This is a genomic window from uncultured Cetobacterium sp., assembly GCF_947072685.1.
GTDB lineage: Bacteria > Fusobacteriota > Fusobacteriia > Fusobacteriales > Fusobacteriaceae > Cetobacterium_A.
The window spans coordinates 42,528-57,929 of sequence record NZ_CAMTIK010000001.1 but is presented as its reverse complement, the minus strand read 5'-3'; the positions used below and the strand labels follow the sequence as shown (position 1 = coordinate 57,929).

Below are 15,402 nucleotides of genomic sequence, written 5' to 3'. Positions count from 1 at the left end.
ATGAAGAAGAAAGTTATACTTTTATTGGTTTTATTAGGTGTTGTGGGATGTGGGAAAAAGAGTGAACAAAAGCTGGAAGAGGTTGTGTATAGATTTGAAGTTGCTGGGAAGAGCACAGCTTCTGGATATATAAATGTGGAGGGAAGTGTAGAGGCTAATGACACAAAAAAAGTTTTTGTGGATAAAAAATTAAAAGTGAAAGAGGTTTTTGTTCAAGAGGGAGATTACGTAGAAAAAGATCAACTGCTGATAACATTTGATGAAACAGAAAGGAATAACATCAAAAGAAATTTAGAAAAAGAAAATTTATCCCTTTCAAAATTAAAAAGAGATTATGAGGTAGAGAAGGAGTTAAATAAGATAGGTGGAAGCTCAAGTAACTATGTAAAGGATCTATTTGAGCAGATAAAGACAAACGAACTTACAATCGAATCTTTAGAAGAGGATTTAGAAAAAACCGCTGAACAGATTCTAAGTCCAGTGAGTGGGACTATAACAACTTTATTAGCTCAAGAAAACTACTCAGTAAATACAGATGAACCTTTGTTAGAGTTAGCAGATCTATCAGATATGAAAATAATTTTAGAGGTTCCTGAATACGATGTTAAAAATATTAAAGAAAATCAATCTTTAATCATAAAGCCTGAAGTTTTTGAAAAGAAAAAATCATATAGCGGAAAGATTACAAAAATACCTAGAATTTCAAAAGTATCAGAAAAAACTTCGGAAAATGTTTTAGAAGTTGAGGTGAAACCTGAAGAAACAATTCCATATATAGTCCCAGGCTTTAAAGTTTCAGCTACAATATATTTAGAGGGAACACAAAAAGGGGTTATAATCCCAAAAACAGCCCTAATATTTAGAGAGGGTAAGTATATAGTGTTTGTGACAAAAGAAAACAATATTTTAGAGGAGAGGGAAGTTACATACAATGAACTAAAAGGGGATCAGATTGAAATTTTAAAAGGAATAGAGGTAGGAGATGTTTACATAGCAAATCCAACACTAGATTTAAAGTCAAATGATAAGATAAAAGGTGAAAAAAATGATAGAGATTAAAAGTTTAAATAAATACTATAGAAATGGTGACTTAGAGCTTCATGCTTTAAAAAATGTTAATATTAGAATTTTGAAAGGTGAGTTTGTGGCAATCATGGGTAGTAGTGGGAGTGGAAAATCAACATTCATGAATGTTTTGGGATGTTTAGATAAGAATTTTGAGGGAAGTTATATTTTAGATAGCATAAATATAGAAAGAATTATTGAAAAAAAAATATCTAAAATTAGAAACGAAAAGATAGGGTTTGTATTTCAAGCATTTAATCTGCTACCAAGTTTAACAGCGATAGAAAATGTGGAATTACCATTGGTATATTCTGGAATGGAGGTAAAGCAACGAAAGGAAAAAGCAAAGAGGGTTTTAGAAAAAGTTGGATTAGGAGATCGATTAAATCATAAGCCAAATGAGTTATCAGGTGGACAAAAACAAAGAGTAGCTATCGCAAGGGCTCTTGTGAATGACCCGGCAATAATACTTGCTGATGAACCTACAGGAAATTTAGATAGTCACTCGGAAGAGGAGATAATGAAGCTTTTTCTAGATTTAAATAGCTCTGGAACAACAGTTGTAATAGTGAGTCACGAACCGGAAATAGCAAAATATTGTAAAAGGATAATAGTTTTTAAAGATGGTGAAGTGATAAATGATGGGGGTTCAAATTGACGTATTTAGATATATTAAAAGGTGCGGTTAAAAGTTTAAGAGGAAATAAAATTAGGTCTTTTCTAACCATGTTAGGGATAATAATCGGGATTTCATCTGTTATAACGATGTCAGCTATAGGAAGAGGTGGACAAAGGAGTATAACAGGGAATTTAAAAGATGGTGGATATGGGAAGTTTACTGTTTCTGTAGATAAATCAGACATCAATTTTAGGTGGAAGAATACCATAGATAAATCTTTAATTGAAATGCTAGAAAAGAAAAATGAATTTAAAGAGATAAGTCCAGAGATTACTTCAAGAATGACAATGAAAATTTCTAACAGAAGAGAGTTTGTGACTTTAGAGATAACAAATCCATCGTTTGAAAGAATTCAGCCAATAAAAATTATTGCTGGAAGAGGCTTTGTTCCATTTGATTATGAATCTGGAGAAAAAAATATAGTTATTGATAACATAACAGCTAAACAGATTTTTAAAACTCCTGAGAGGGCAATAGGAGGAAAGATTGATCTGATAGAGGGATGGAAAGGTAAAAGTGAAGTATATACAGTAGTAGGAGTTATGAAAAACCCAATAGAGGATTTAGCAAAACTTATGGGAAATAAAAGAATACCGAGATATATGAGAATACCTCTTTCAACTTATGAAAAAATATATGATGCAAAAGGGATAGGATATACAAAGTTAATTGTAGAATCTAAAGATCCAAATAAATTAGGTAATGATATGCAGAAGATGAAGATATACTTAGATGAAATAACTGGCACAACAGAGCTATATGAAGTAAATATAAAAAATACAGGTGCAGATTCTTTTGATAAGATATTGACGACTCTTAATATTTTTGTGACTTTTGTAGCTGGAATATCACTGTTTGTTGGTGGTATTGGTGTTATGAACATAATGCTTGTAAGTGTTATTGAAAGGACAAAAGAGATTGGAATAAGAAAAGCTATCGGAGCAACCAATAGAGAAATTTTATTACAATTTTTAATGGAATCAATAATATTGACAGGGATTGGAGGAGTTATAGGAGTGATATTAGGGGTTATTCTTGGCTATGTGGTGGGTTATTTTGTGAACATAGTCCCAGTTTTTTCATTTTTATCTATAGTTTTAGCTTTGGGAGTATCTTCGGTGATTGGAGTTGTGTTTGGAGTTACACCGGCAAAAAAAGCGGCAGAACTAAATCCTATTGAGGCCTTACGTGCAGAATAATCTACACAAAACAAGTGTAATTAACTTGACAAAATCACAGTGATAATATATTATTATATATATACTATTTGATAATCAAAATAAAATGCAACTGGGAGAATGTTATGATGAAAAACAGAAGAAATTTCAATCCTGAGGATATAAAACTAGAGATTGAAGAGTTTAAAAATAAAAATAAAAATATAATATTGGGGACTATTTCAAAAGATAATGAAATCAATGTAACCAATGCCATATATTTAAATTGTGATGGGCAAGACTATATGTTCATAAGTGAAATTGGAGATCATTATCAAAATTTAAAAAATAGAAATCAAGATTTTGAAGTGATGTTTATTCAAGATGAAAATGAAGCTACAAATCCATTGGCAAGAAAAAGACTCAGATATAAAACCGATGCTGAGTTTTTGGCGAGAGATGAAACTTTTAATCTTGTTTTAGATAGATTTGAGGAAAAACTTGGAGATGTTATTAAAGTTGTTCGTAAAATGGAGGATTTCCATCTTGTTAAATTAAATTTTAAAGATGGCAGGTTCGTTAAAGGTTTTGGACAAGCTTATATACTTAAGGGGATAGACATTTTTCAAATGACAGGGGATAAAAAATAATAGATATAAAAAAGGAAAAGTTCAAAAAATATAGAAGAAACTCCTAGAGAAATTTTGAAGGAGGATTACCAATGGTTAAATCTATCAAAGGAACTAGAACTGAGCAAAACTTACTAAAAGCTTTTGCAGGAGAGTCACAAGCAAGACAAAGATATACACTGTTTGCCGAAAAAGCAAAATCTGAAGGATTTGAACAAATAGCAGCACTGTTTGCTGAAACAGCTTTAAATGAACAGTATCACGCTAGAAGATTCTTTTCATATTTAGAGGGTGGGCCAGTAGAGATAACAGCGACATATCCAGCAGGAATTGTTGGAACTACAATAGAAAACCTAAAAGAGGCTGCTGAAGGTGAATATGAAGAGTGGGCAGAGCTTTACCCAGGATTTGCTGAAGTTGCAATGGAAGAGGGATTTCCACAGGTTGCAGCGGCGTTTAAAGTTATAACTGAGGTTGAAAAACACCATGAAAAAAGATATAGAAGTTTAATAGAGAATGTTGCATCAAATCATGTATTTAAAAAGGATGAATCAGTAAAATGGAAATGTAGAGTTTGTGGATATATTCATGAGGGAGAGGAAGCACCTAAAGTTTGTCCTTCTTGCTTAGAGAAACAAAAAGAATTTGAATTATATTGTAAAAACTATTAAGAAAAAATAGAGAGGAAGTTATTCCTCTCTATTTTTATCAATTTGTAAGGATTCTTCAACAGTTTTTCCCTCTGTAGATTTGAAGTCAGAGTGTTTGCTTATACCGATGATTTGAGCTGAGTAAATACTTGCATGGCCAGAAAAAAGATAGGCTGTAATACAGGTAATAGCAGCATAGAGCTGTATATCTAGTCCGAAAATTTCAATAGCCATAACGATACAGGCGATAGGGGTATTAGAGGCTGCCGCAAATATAGCAACAAATCCCATAGCAGCCATGAGTCCCATAGGAAGTGGGATAAAATTGGAAAGAAAATTTCCAAGAGTGGCTCCTATAAAAAATAGACATGTGACTTCTCCACCTTTGAATCCAGCCCCTAAAGTTATAGAGGTGAAAACGATTTTTAAAATAAAGACATACCACTCCATAGGAGTATGAAAAGCCTCTTCAATAGTTGATAGTCCTAGACCGTTATATCTGAAAGTTCCAAGTGAAAATGTCAGTAGAACAACTGCTAGTCCACCGAAAAACGAATACATAGGTGGGAAAGATATTCTTTTAGATAAAAAACATTTAACCTTTTCTACAGAAAAAGAAAATAGATGTCCAGCTAATCCAAAAACTATTCCAGCTATACTGGCAAAAAAAATATTTGTGATTGTAGCTGTAGGAATTGAAGAGATTGTATAGGTTGAGTGATGAATTCCCCACCAATTTTTAGTGACTTCATTTGCAATGATAGATGCAAGAAAAGCTGGAAAGATTGATTCATATGTCATCTTTCCAATTACAAAAACTTCTAGTCCAAAGAGAGCTCCGGCAAGAGGAGTGCCAAAAACTGAACCAAAACCTGCTGCCATTCCAGAGATCAGAAGAATTTTTCTGTCAGCTTTATTTAAAAAGAAGATGTTTGTCAGTTGGTCAGCTAATGAAGCCGCCATCTGAATAGCACTCCCCTCTCTTCCGGCCGATCCGCCAAACAGATGGGTTGTCACTGTTCCAAGAAGTACAAGAGGAGCCATTCTAAATTTAATAATATTTTTAGGCTGGTGTATCTCTGTCAGAATAAGATTGTTTCCGCCGGCTACATCTTTTCCGAAGTAGTGATACAATAGACTGATAATAAGACCACCCAGTGGTAAGAAAAAAATAAGAGTGGGATTGGCTTGTCTTGTAAATGTAGCCCATTCTAAAAGATTTAAAAAAACTGCCGACGCAGTTCCGGATAGTATCCCGATAATAGTTGTTAAAAAAAGCCATTTAATAATATATGGAATCAAAATTAAGGGCATGTTTTTTTTCATATGTTATTCACCTCATCGAAAAGTATACAAAATTAATATTACCTTTCTTTTTAATATATTTTTAAATTTTGTAAAAATGGAGTATACTCTAGGAAAAAGGAGAGTTAAAATGAAAAAAATATTTTTATTTACAATATGTTTTATTATATTTTCATGTACATCAGCAAATACTATAAAGGAGGAAAATATGAATTTTAGTTCTTGCCCAAATACACCAAACTGTGTTATTTCAAATATAGAGGATAAAGATCATTATATAGAAGCACTATCATTTAAAGAGGAGAACTTGGAAGCTATAAATAAAAAGTTGGTAGGAGTTATTAAAAGTCTGGGCGGAGATGTTGTAGAGAATACTGGAGACTATATAAAAGCAAATTTTTATAGCAAATTTTTTAAATTTGAAGATATAGCTCAATTTAGGATAGATATGAAAGAGGGAAAAATATATGTCAAATCTGCAGCTCAAACAGGATGGTATGATTTTGGAGTGAACAGAAAAAGAATAGAACAGATCAGAAAAGAGTTATAAAAATATATTTAGAAGGAGTGGGGGAAATGTTGGGAGAGGGATTGGCATTGACGGCTGCGTTTGGGTGGGTAGGAAGTTCAATTTTTTTAGAAAAAGCCAGCAAAGAGGTGGGAACAGTTGTTGTGAATCTGATAAGACTGATTTTAGCGATGGTTTTTTTAGGTGGAATAACCTGGATGAATAGAGGGATGGTACTCCCATTGGATGTATCTAGAGAAGCTCTAGGATTTTTGAGTATATCAGGATTATTTGGTCTTTTCATTGGGGATTTTTTTCTATATAAAGCATATGTGAGCGTAGGTCCTAGGGTAACACTGTTGGTGATGACTTTTAGCCCTATAACAGTTTCAATTTTAAGTTTTTTTATTTTAGGTGAAAGTTTAGGTAGTTTACAAATTTTAGGTATGCTGTTGACACTGTTTGGTATAATGATAGTAGTTTTAAAAAAGAAAAATGAAGGATCATTTTCTAGAATGGGTTTTTTGTATGCAACTATTGCTATGTTAGGAGAGAGTTGTGGGATTGTATTCACTAAGATGGGGTCTTTAAACTATGATTCGTTTGCCACTATCCAGGTAAGAACTATTCCAGCTATAATGGCATTTATTATATATATAACTTTGAAAAAAAATTGGAAAGATGTATCTGTTGGGCTAAAAAATAAAAAAGGGATGTATTATATTCTGATTGGAACAATAGTTACAACTCTAGGAGTGACATCTTTAGTGGAGGCTATGAAACATTCGAGTGTGGGAGTGGTCAGTACACTAGCAGCGACAAGCCCAATACTTATAATACCTATATCGATGCTATTTTTTAAAGAGAAAATCTCTTTGAAGGAGAGTTTAGGAGCGGTGGTGTCTTTTTTAGGTGTATCTCTATTTTTTATAATATAAAACTTGATTTTTCTTTGCAAAAACAATATAATTTTTAGAACGAAAATTTAAAAAAAAGGAAGGGATTTAAGATAGAAATACAGGTCTTGGTAGAAAATAAAACGTTGAGTAAAGAGTTAGCAAAGGAGCATGGCCTCTCGTTATATATAGAAACAAATGGAAAAAAAATTCTATTTGATGTAGGAGAGAGTGATAAATTTTGGAAAAATGCTAAAAAGTTGGGAGTTAACTTAGAAGAGATTGATTATTTAATCCTCTCTCATGGGCATAAAGATCATGGAGGAGGACTACCGTATTTTTTAAATGAAAATAGTAGTGCACGTATTTTTTGCAGCGAACATTATTTCGATAAACACTATAAAAAAATTTTAGGAGCACATATAGATATTGGAATACCGTATGAGTATTTAGATGTTGAACGATTTAATTTTGTTGATGGAGCATTGGAACTTGAAAACTTTGTGCTTTTTCATTGTGAAACAAAAGAAAATAGAAATATATTTAACGAATCTTTGTATATGAAAGATAGTTTTGGTGAGTGTGTGAAGGACAGTTTTAATCATGAACTAAACTTGATTATAAAAGAGGAGTCAAAACATACTTTGGTGACAGCTTGTGCTCATAAAGGGTTGGATAATATACTGAAAAAAGCCAAAGAGTTTTCGAAGAGTGTCGAGTGTGTTGTGGGAGGATTACATCTTTCTAGTAGAACGAGCCTAAATAAAAATGAAGAATATATAGATAAAATTATAGATGAAAGTAATCGTTTAGGAGTGAAGCAGATATTTTCTTGTCACTGTACAGGGGAGTATGGTATAAAAAAAATGCAAGATAATGGAAAATTTAAAACTGTTGAAATACAGACAGGAAGTAAAATAAAAGTGTAAAGAAAAAGATCTCTAAAGGGGATCTTTTTTCTTTACAGGGATACAAATTTTAATAGTTCTACCACGACAATTTCCAGCATTGACCATAATGTCATTAAAGATCTCAATGGAATCTGCAATGATATTGTAGTTGTTTACATGGATAAAAAGTTTAAGTTTGTCGTAACTCTCACCTATTTTATTGGTGGAATCTTTGTGGTAGATAGATGCCACAAATACGCTGTCTGTACTAAAATTTTGAAAGTCATCACTAACTATTCCTATTTTGTCGATTCTAAAATAGTTTTCTTGAAAGATATCCTCCACTTTTAATATTGTGATACGCTTTACCTTATCAAGTCCTTGAAATTTTCTGATATCATTCAATTTTTGGATACCTTCAAACAACTCTTTTTCACTTTTGGGTTCTTCTATATGAAGCAAAAGGGTGGGAGTTACTCTTATGGATTCAAAAAATGGGATACACCCTTCCGCATCTGAAATTTTTTCAATTTCGTTTATTTTTTCAGATATTACAGTTTCAGAGTGTTGAAGAAGTTCGATATTTTTTTTGATCTGCTTCAGTTTATTATTTAAAAGTTGAATACTATCTTGAGTATTTGTGCAGTTTATATACTCCTTTATCTCTTTTAAAGAGAAATTAGTTTTTTTAAGCATGGTAATAAAATAAAGGTCAGAAATACTTTCATCAGAATAGTATCGATATCCAGTTTCTTTGTCTATACTGTGTGGTTTAAAAAGGTCGATAGAGTCGTAATATATGAGTGTCTCTCTAGTAATTCCAAAAGTTTTGGCAATTTCACTAATTTTATAAAGTTTCATTATTAATTTCTCCTTGACTGTAAAGTATACTACATAGTATATAATTGTATCAAATACGACTTAAAATTTCAATTTAAAACATTAAAAAGTAAAAAAAAACAGGAGGAAAAATGAAAGAACAAGAAAAATTTCAAAAAAAATGTCAAGAACGTATGGAAAGTAATTTTTCAAATTTTTTAGAAGATTTGAATAAGATGATTTCTATTCCAAGTTATTTTCAAGAGGATAAAAGTGGATACCCTTTTGGTAAAGAGATTCAAAATGTATTAGAAAAAACTTTAGAGATTTGTGGAAATTTAGGATTTAAAACTTTTATAGACCCTGAAGGATATTATGGATATGCAGAGATTGGAAGTGGAGAAAAGTTAGTGGGTGTGTTGGGGCATTTGGATGTAGTTCCACCAGGAGATTTAGGGAAATGGGAGAATCCACCATTTGAACCAGTTATAAAAGACGGGAAATATTATGGAAGAGGGTCTCAAGATGATAAGGGTCCAACTTTAGCAGCTATATATGCGTTAAAAACTCTTTTAGAATGTGGGTTTGAATTAAATTATAGAGTGAGATTTATATTTGGAACAGATGAAGAAAATTTATGGAGAGACATGCCTAAATATGTGGCAAAAGAGGAGATGCCAACAATAGGATTTACTCCAGATTCTAAATTTCCTTTAATATATGCAGAAAAAGGTTTGTTACAATGCAAGTTGACTGCTAAAAATATAAGTGGGATGGTATTTGCAGGAGGAGATGCTTTTAACTCAGTTCCTTCGAGTATACTTGTAGAAAAAACAGATGGTTTAGTTGAGGCTTTAAATAAATTGAAGTATGAATATACTGAGAAAGATGGAAAAATTGAAATTGTTGGAAAGAGTGTTCATGCTCAGGTAGCAGAAACAGGAATAAATGCGATAAATAGGTATTTACACGCTTTGAAACTAAGTGGAATAGAGACAAAATCAGGAGAATTTGTTGTGGAGAATTTGATTGGATATGATTTTGCAGAGCCAATTTTTGGTGAAGTAAGGGATGAACATTCAGGAGAGTTAAAATTTAATGTTGGTAAAATTGAGTTTACACCTGAAAATGAAATTTTATGTATAGATATGAGAATACCAGTAACTTATGATAAAGATCTGATTGTAGAAAAAATAACAGAAAAAGCGAAAGAGTACGGATTTGAATATAAAGAACACGATTATCTAAGATCAATCTATACGCCACTAGATTCAGAGTTGATAAAAATTTTGATGGGAGCATATCAAGAGGTGACAGGTGATTTGAAATCTCAACCAATAGCTGGAGGAGGAGCAACTTATGCAAGAGCAATAAACAATTGTGTGGCTTTTGGATATGTTTTACCAGGAAGTCCAAAGACAGAGCACCAGCCAAATGAATATATAATATTGGATGATATGAAAATGGCTATGAAAATTTACATGAGAGCTTTTGAAAAGTTTAAAGATTAAAAAATAAATAGTAAAAGGGAAGAGTGAGAAGTTTGAAAAAAGCAAAAAAAATGTTTAGTGCATACACAATAGTATTTATATTTTTAATAATAACAGCGGCGCTGACTTGGATTGTTCCTCAATCTGTAGTTGTGAGTAGCGATGGAATAAAAGAGGTTATATATAATGCAGTCTTCAATGATGCAGGAGAGGTTGTAAGAGGAGCAGGACGGCAACCGGTAGGACTTTGGGATGTGTTCATGGCACCTATATTAGGATTTGAAAAATCGAGTGCTGTAAGTATTGCAATTTTAATGGCAGGAGCATTTTTGGGGTTAATAAACTCTGTAGGAGCAATGGACGCAGGGATTGGAGCTCTTTTGAAAAAATATACTGGAACAACATTGATTGCAATTTTGATGTTTGCTTTTGCTATATTTGGAAGTGTGTTTGGGTTTTGGGAAGAGATCCCAGCGTTTTCAATAGTGATAGTTCCACTATTTGTGTTGGCGGGGTATGACGTTATGACTGGATTAGCAGTTTTAACAGTTGGAGCAACCGCTGGAAATATGTCAAGTGTTGTGAATCCGTTTTCAACAGGAGCAGCTATAGGAGCTATAGGAAACCCAGAGTTATCACTTGGAAGTGGTATGGTTCTTAGACTTGTAATGTTTTTTGCCCTTTATTTTGTAGGATTATTCTTCACTGTAAAATATGCCAATGGGGTAAAAAAAGACAAAGAAAAATCAATCGTTGCAGATATAGAAGTAAATACAATGACCGATGAGCAGGCAGAACTGCCAGAATTGACAAAGAGAAGATTTTGGTCAATAGTTGTATTGATGGGAATAATAGTTCTTTTAATTTTAGGTTATATGCCTTGGTATGAACTTAAGTTGCAAGGTGGAAGAACTTTTCAAGATATAATAAATGCGCCGATATATCTTTTGGCAAAAGTTCCAGTTTTAGGGGATCTTTTAGGAGCTAAACATATGACTCCGTTGGGAGATTGGTATTTTGGTGAATTCTCATTTGTTTTCTTCTTAGGATCTATATTGATTGGATTTATCAATAAAATGCCTGAGGATAAATTTGTAAAAGAATTTGCTGGTGGAGCGAAAGACCTTTTAGGTGTAGTTTTAGTTTTATCGATAGCTAATGGAATATCTGTATTGATGGGAGGAAAAACTGTAGGAATGTCAGTTACATTTGTTTACTGGATTCAATCGGCACTACAGGGTATCCCAGCATGGGCATTCTCAGTAGCGACAGTTTTAGCATATGTTGGAATCGGATGTTTCCTACAATCAACAAGTGGGGTTGCAGGAATAACTATGCCTATATTAGGAGCAGTTGCAATGGCACTCTTCCAGAACTCAAATATAGGAGCAGCAGGCGGGCAAATAATGTTGATTTCTGCATTCACTTTGGGAATAAACTTTATGTCTGGAATATATCCTAGTGCTACAACGATGGGAACTTTAGAACTATTCAATGTTCCCTATGATAGATATTTGAAATTTGTGTTGAAAATCTTTATAACGATGCTGGCAACAGGTTGTATATTGATATCGGCTTCACAATATTTAGGTTTGATATAGATTGATTGAAAAGTGTGGAAGAGCGATCTTTCACACTTTTTAATTATTTTTTTAATTCGGTTAGTTTTTAATTTTGTAACGATTACAATTTATTCAAAAATAATATTGACTTTATAATACTGAAAAGGTATACTTTGATTGAATATGATATAAAAAATGTTTTTTCAGGAGGAAAATTATGAGTAAGATAGTAGTAGTGGGAGCAAATCATGCAGGAACAGCAGCAATTAATACAATATTATCAAATTATCCCAAAGAAGAGGTAGTGGTATTTGACAAGAATTCGAATATAAGTTTTTTAGGCTGTGGGATGGCGCTATGGATTGGAAAGCAAATATCTGGACCTGAAGGGTTATTTTATTCATCTAAGGAAAAACTTGAGTGTAATGGTGCTAAAGTACATATGGAAACTGGAGTAAATAAAATTGATTATAAAGAGAAAATAGTATATGGTATCGATAAAAATGGAAATGTTATAGAGGAGAAATATGATAAACTTATATTGTCAACAGGTTCTTTGCCTATAGATCTTCCAATTCCAGGAAAGGAACTTGAAAATGTTCAGTTTGTAAAACTGTATCAAGATGCACAGAGCGTAATAACAAAATTAGAAAATCCTGAATTGAAAAATGTGGTTGTAGTTGGAGCAGGATATATCGGAGTGGAGTTAGCTGAAGCTTTTGAAAGATGTGGAAAACATGTAGAGTTGATAGATTTAAGTGAAACTTGTCTTTCAGGATACTATGATCTTGAGTTTAGAAAAATGATGGAAAAAACTTTAGTTGAGAATGGAATAAATGTAAATTTTGGAGAAAAAGTTTTAGAGATCAAGGGAACAGGGAAGGTAGAAGAGATAATCACTGATAAGAAGAGTTATAAAGCCGATATGGTTATATTAGCTGTAGGGTTTGTACCAAATAATACGCTTGGAAAAGAAAACTTGGAACTATTTAGAAATGGTGCTTATAAAGTTGATTTAACACAAAAGACTAGTTTGGATGATGTCTATGCAATCGGTGATTGTGCAACAATCTATGATAACTCGATAGAGGATACAAACTATATAGCTTTAGCTACAAATGCTGTACGTTCTGGGATTGTAGCAGCTCACAATGTATGTGGAACAAAATTGGAAAGTATTGGAGTTCAAGGCTCAAATGGAATCTCAATATATGGATTGAACATGGTTTCTACAGGTTTGACACTAGAGAAGGCTAAAATGTTGGGATATGACGCTGTGGCTACAGAGTTCACAGATACTCAAAAGCCAGGATTTATAGAGCACGACAATGAAAGCGTAAAATTAAAGATAGTTTACGATCAAAAGACAAGAAGAGTTTTAGGGGCACAGATGGCGTCGAAACAGGATATATCTATGGGGATTCATATGTTCTCTCTAGCAATTCAAGAGAAAGTGACTATTGATAAATTAAAATTACTGGACATATTTTTTCTACCACATTTTAATCAACCATATAATTATATAACTATGGCTGCTTTAGGAGCAAAGTAGATTGTATATATAGGCAACTAAAAGTTTTAAAAACGTAGCGAGGAAATATAAATTGAGGAAAAAAATATAGTTTCTTGACAGGTTGCAATAGATGTAAGATAATATAGACATTATTGTGATAGGAGGAACGAAATGAGAAACAAGAAAACAATAGCAATGTTATTATTGACAACTTCACTTTTAGGGGCTTGTACAGCTGCTGGAAATAAAAAAGTATCAGGAACAGCAGGTGGAGCAGCAGCAGGTGCTTTAATAGGTCAAATAGTTGGAAAAGATACGAAGGGAACTCTTATAGGTGCTGGAATTGGAGCCTTAGCAGGACTAGGATGGGGAGCGTATAAAGATGCTCAGTATAAAGAGTTTTTAAAAGCTTTACAAAGCACAAACATAACAGTTACAAACAATAAAGATAATATAAACTTAAGATTACCAGGGGAGTCATCTTTCAAAAGTGGAAGTGCTGTTCTTAACGGTGGGTTCTATGCACCTTTAAACTCAATAGCTAACATTATGAATAAGTACCCTGAGACAAAAATTCAAGTTTCTGGATATACAGATAATACAGGAAATCCAAATTCTAATTTAAACTTATCTCTACAAAGAGCTCAAAGTGTAGCAAATTACCTATCAGCTCAAGGAGTTTCTCCAAGTAGAATATCAAGTATAGGTTATGGAGATAGAAATCCAGTGGCTTCAAATGCAACATCTGAAGGGAAAGCATTAAATAGAAGAGTAGAAATAAATATATTCCAACAATAAAAAAAAGGCGTTATGCCTTTTTTTATTGTTGTTGTTTTAGTCTTTCAATAAGTTCTAAAATGAATTTTTTACATTGGTCATTTTTTATAGTGAAATAAACTTCGTGAAACTCGGGAGAGTAAAACTCATCGAGTAGGATATTCATAACCATTCTATCTCTGTAGATATCGCTTCTGTTTAAGCTTTTTTCAATAAAGTGAAAACTCTCTTCATCTTCATTCAAAATATTGTCAACCATAGTATTCGCATTTTTAATTAAAATCTCGAGATTCGAGATTCTGTCCCGTCTATTTCTAACTTTGTTTTTCTCATAAAAAGTTTTTCCTTTATTTAGCTCATCTAAAAGAGCAAATAAATTTAAATCCGGCTTATCTTTTAGTACATCTAAAATTTTTCCATAGATAATATTACTTTCCTTATCTTCGGGACTTTGATTTTTTAAAATTTCAATATATTTAGTAGAGATCTCTTTTAATAACTCTTTCATTTTTTCCTCCTAAAATAATTTGCTTAGATTTTTATTATAACATAAAATCTTAAAAAAAAGGAAATAACTTTGAAGAACTTGAATAATATTGTCATATATGATAGAGTGGAAAACAGACTGAAGAAGGAGAGAATATGAAAAGATTAAAACTGGTAATAGATGAGTACTACAAAGCGTCAAAATTAATAAAAGAGATGAAGTTGACATGGGGATATTTTTTAGGTGGAGCTATTGGAGTTATTATTCTGAGTTTTTTTTATTGGATTTCTGGATTTTTTGGAGGATGGATATTCGAAAAATTAAGTGGAATTTTTAAAATACAGGAGCACATCTTTATCATTAGATGGATAATAGTTTTTATAGTCAGAAGTATCATGATTGGGATATACTACTTTTTCTTTAAAGCGATACTTCTTACATTGTTGGCACCATTTTTTAGTTACATTTCAGAAAAAGTGGAGACCGAGTTATACGGGACCAAATATAGCTTCACATTTAAAGAGAACTTAGGATTTGTTTTGAGAGGAATTAAAATAGCGGGGAAATCTTTTTTTAAAGAGATAATAGCAACCGTAGTTGTAATTCTTTTAAGTTTTATTCCAATTGTAAATTTTGTTGTTCCGATTTTGATATTCATAATACAAAGTTATTTTATATCATATAACTTTGTTGACTATACGCTTGAAAGACATAACTACAGTGAGAAAGAGAGCATAGAGTTTATGAAAGAAAACAGATTAGCCTTTACTTTCGGGGGTGGAATTTTTACATTTATATATTTTATACCGTTGGTGGGAATAGTTATAGCACCTCTTTTAGCAATAGTTGCACTAACAAGTTCAACATTGAAAATAATAAAACGAGATTATTAACAGTTTAAGTTTAAAAAAAGGTGTTTTAAGTTAAAAAACAATCGTTTTATTCTAAAAAAGTTATTTTTTCATAGAAAAAATT

Annotated in this window: 16 protein-coding genes; 13 read left to right on the top strand and 3 right to left on the bottom strand. The window is 32.2% G+C overall.

Annotated elements, in window-relative coordinates; all coding sequences use genetic code 11:
* The 5 genes from Q0V67_RS00290 to rbr all read left to right on the top strand — a co-directional run bounded on the left by Q0V67_RS00290 (window position 1) and on the right by rbr (window position 4,201).
* On the top strand, window positions 1-1,059 hold the full coding sequence (locus tag Q0V67_RS00290) for an efflux RND transporter periplasmic adaptor subunit (RefSeq protein WP_297595918.1): 1,059 nt from the start codon (window positions 1-3) through the stop codon (window positions 1,057-1,059).
* Window positions 1,046-1,723, top strand: a complete 678-nt coding sequence (locus Q0V67_RS00285; protein WP_297595917.1) for an ABC transporter ATP-binding protein — start codon at window positions 1,046-1,048, stop codon at window positions 1,721-1,723. Before Q0V67_RS00290 ends, Q0V67_RS00285 begins: the two co-directional genes overlap by 14 nt.
* Complete coding sequence (locus tag Q0V67_RS00280; RefSeq protein ID WP_297595916.1) at window positions 1,720-2,943, top strand: ABC transporter permease; 1,224 nt, start codon at window positions 1,720-1,722, stop codon at window positions 2,941-2,943. The genes Q0V67_RS00285 and Q0V67_RS00280 overlap by 4 nt, the downstream gene beginning before the upstream one ends.
* A 104-nt stretch (window positions 2,944-3,047) precedes the next feature.
* Window positions 3,048-3,551 (top strand): pyridoxamine 5'-phosphate oxidase family protein, encoded by a 504-nt coding sequence (locus Q0V67_RS00275; RefSeq protein WP_297595915.1) that lies wholly within the window; start codon window positions 3,048-3,050, stop codon window positions 3,549-3,551.
* Window positions 3,552-3,622: 71 nt separating this feature from the next.
* The gene (gene rbr, locus Q0V67_RS00270) at window positions 3,623-4,201 is read left to right on the top strand and encodes a rubrerythrin (protein ID WP_297595914.1); all 579 of its coding nucleotides are present in this window, start codon (window positions 3,623-3,625) and stop codon (window positions 4,199-4,201) included.
* Window positions 4,202-4,219: 18 nt separating this feature from the next.
* Here rbr and Q0V67_RS00265 read toward each other — a convergent pair whose 3' ends face one another.
* Window positions 4,220-5,506 carry a voltage-gated chloride channel family protein gene (locus tag Q0V67_RS00265; protein ID WP_297595913.1) on the bottom strand — a complete coding sequence of 429 codons (1,287 nt, stop codon included), beginning with the start codon at window positions 5,504-5,506 and terminating at the stop codon, window positions 4,220-4,222.
* Window positions 5,507-5,615: 109 nt separating this feature from the next.
* On the opposite strand from Q0V67_RS00265, the gene Q0V67_RS00260 reads away from it, so the two are divergent.
* The 3 genes from Q0V67_RS00260 (at window position 5,616) to Q0V67_RS00250 (ending at window position 7,818) form a co-directional block, all read left to right on the top strand.
* Window positions 5,616-6,035, top strand: coding sequence for a DUF1499 domain-containing protein (locus tag Q0V67_RS00260; RefSeq protein WP_297595912.1), 420 nt, complete (start codon window positions 5,616-5,618; stop codon window positions 6,033-6,035).
* 26 nt (window positions 6,036-6,061) lie between these two features.
* A complete protein-coding gene (locus tag Q0V67_RS00255) occupies window positions 6,062-6,931 on the top strand; it encodes a DMT family transporter (protein WP_297595911.1) in 870 nt (289 codons plus the stop codon).
* Between the two features lie 104 nt (window positions 6,932-7,035).
* Window positions 7,036-7,818 (top strand): MBL fold metallo-hydrolase, encoded by a 783-nt coding sequence (locus tag Q0V67_RS00250; RefSeq protein WP_297595910.1) that lies wholly within the window; start codon window positions 7,036-7,038, stop codon window positions 7,816-7,818.
* A gap of 12 nt (window positions 7,819-7,830) precedes the next feature.
* Here the strand turns inward: Q0V67_RS00250 and Q0V67_RS00245 are convergent, their stop codons facing one another.
* Window positions 7,831-8,640, bottom strand: coding sequence for a MerR family transcriptional regulator (locus Q0V67_RS00245; protein ID WP_297595908.1), 810 nt, complete (start codon window positions 8,638-8,640; stop codon window positions 7,831-7,833).
* 110 nt (window positions 8,641-8,750) lie between these two features.
* On the opposite strand from Q0V67_RS00245, the gene Q0V67_RS00240 reads away from it, so the two are divergent.
* From Q0V67_RS00240 to Q0V67_RS00225, 4 genes are all read left to right on the top strand, one after another.
* On the top strand, window positions 8,751-10,109 hold the full coding sequence (locus Q0V67_RS00240; RefSeq protein WP_297595906.1) for a Sapep family Mn(2+)-dependent dipeptidase: 1,359 nt from the start codon (window positions 8,751-8,753) through the stop codon (window positions 10,107-10,109).
* Between the two features lie 32 nt (window positions 10,110-10,141).
* The gene (locus Q0V67_RS00235) at window positions 10,142-11,689 is read left to right on the top strand and encodes a YfcC family protein (protein WP_297595904.1); all 1,548 of its coding nucleotides are present in this window, start codon (window positions 10,142-10,144) and stop codon (window positions 11,687-11,689) included.
* Window positions 11,690-11,867: 178 nt separating this feature from the next.
* On the top strand, window positions 11,868-13,202 hold the full coding sequence (gene nox / locus Q0V67_RS00230) for a H2O-forming NADH oxidase (RefSeq protein ID WP_297595902.1): 1,335 nt from the start codon (window positions 11,868-11,870) through the stop codon (window positions 13,200-13,202).
* Window positions 13,203-13,334: 132 nt separating this feature from the next.
* The gene (locus Q0V67_RS00225) at window positions 13,335-13,961 is read left to right on the top strand and encodes an OmpA family protein (protein ID WP_297595901.1); all 627 of its coding nucleotides are present in this window, start codon (window positions 13,335-13,337) and stop codon (window positions 13,959-13,961) included.
* 22 nt (window positions 13,962-13,983) lie between these two features.
* On the opposite strand, the gene Q0V67_RS00220 is transcribed toward Q0V67_RS00225, so the two are convergent.
* The gene (locus tag Q0V67_RS00220) at window positions 13,984-14,448 is read right to left on the bottom strand and encodes a hypothetical protein (protein ID WP_297595900.1); all 465 of its coding nucleotides are present in this window, start codon (window positions 14,446-14,448) and stop codon (window positions 13,984-13,986) included.
* A gap of 134 nt (window positions 14,449-14,582) precedes the next feature.
* Here Q0V67_RS00220 and Q0V67_RS00215 point away from each other — a divergent pair, with 134 nt between their 5' ends.
* Complete coding sequence (locus Q0V67_RS00215) at window positions 14,583-15,320, top strand: EI24 domain-containing protein (RefSeq protein ID WP_297595899.1); 738 nt, start codon at window positions 14,583-14,585, stop codon at window positions 15,318-15,320.
* The last annotated feature ends 82 nt before the right edge of the window (window positions 15,321-15,402 follow it).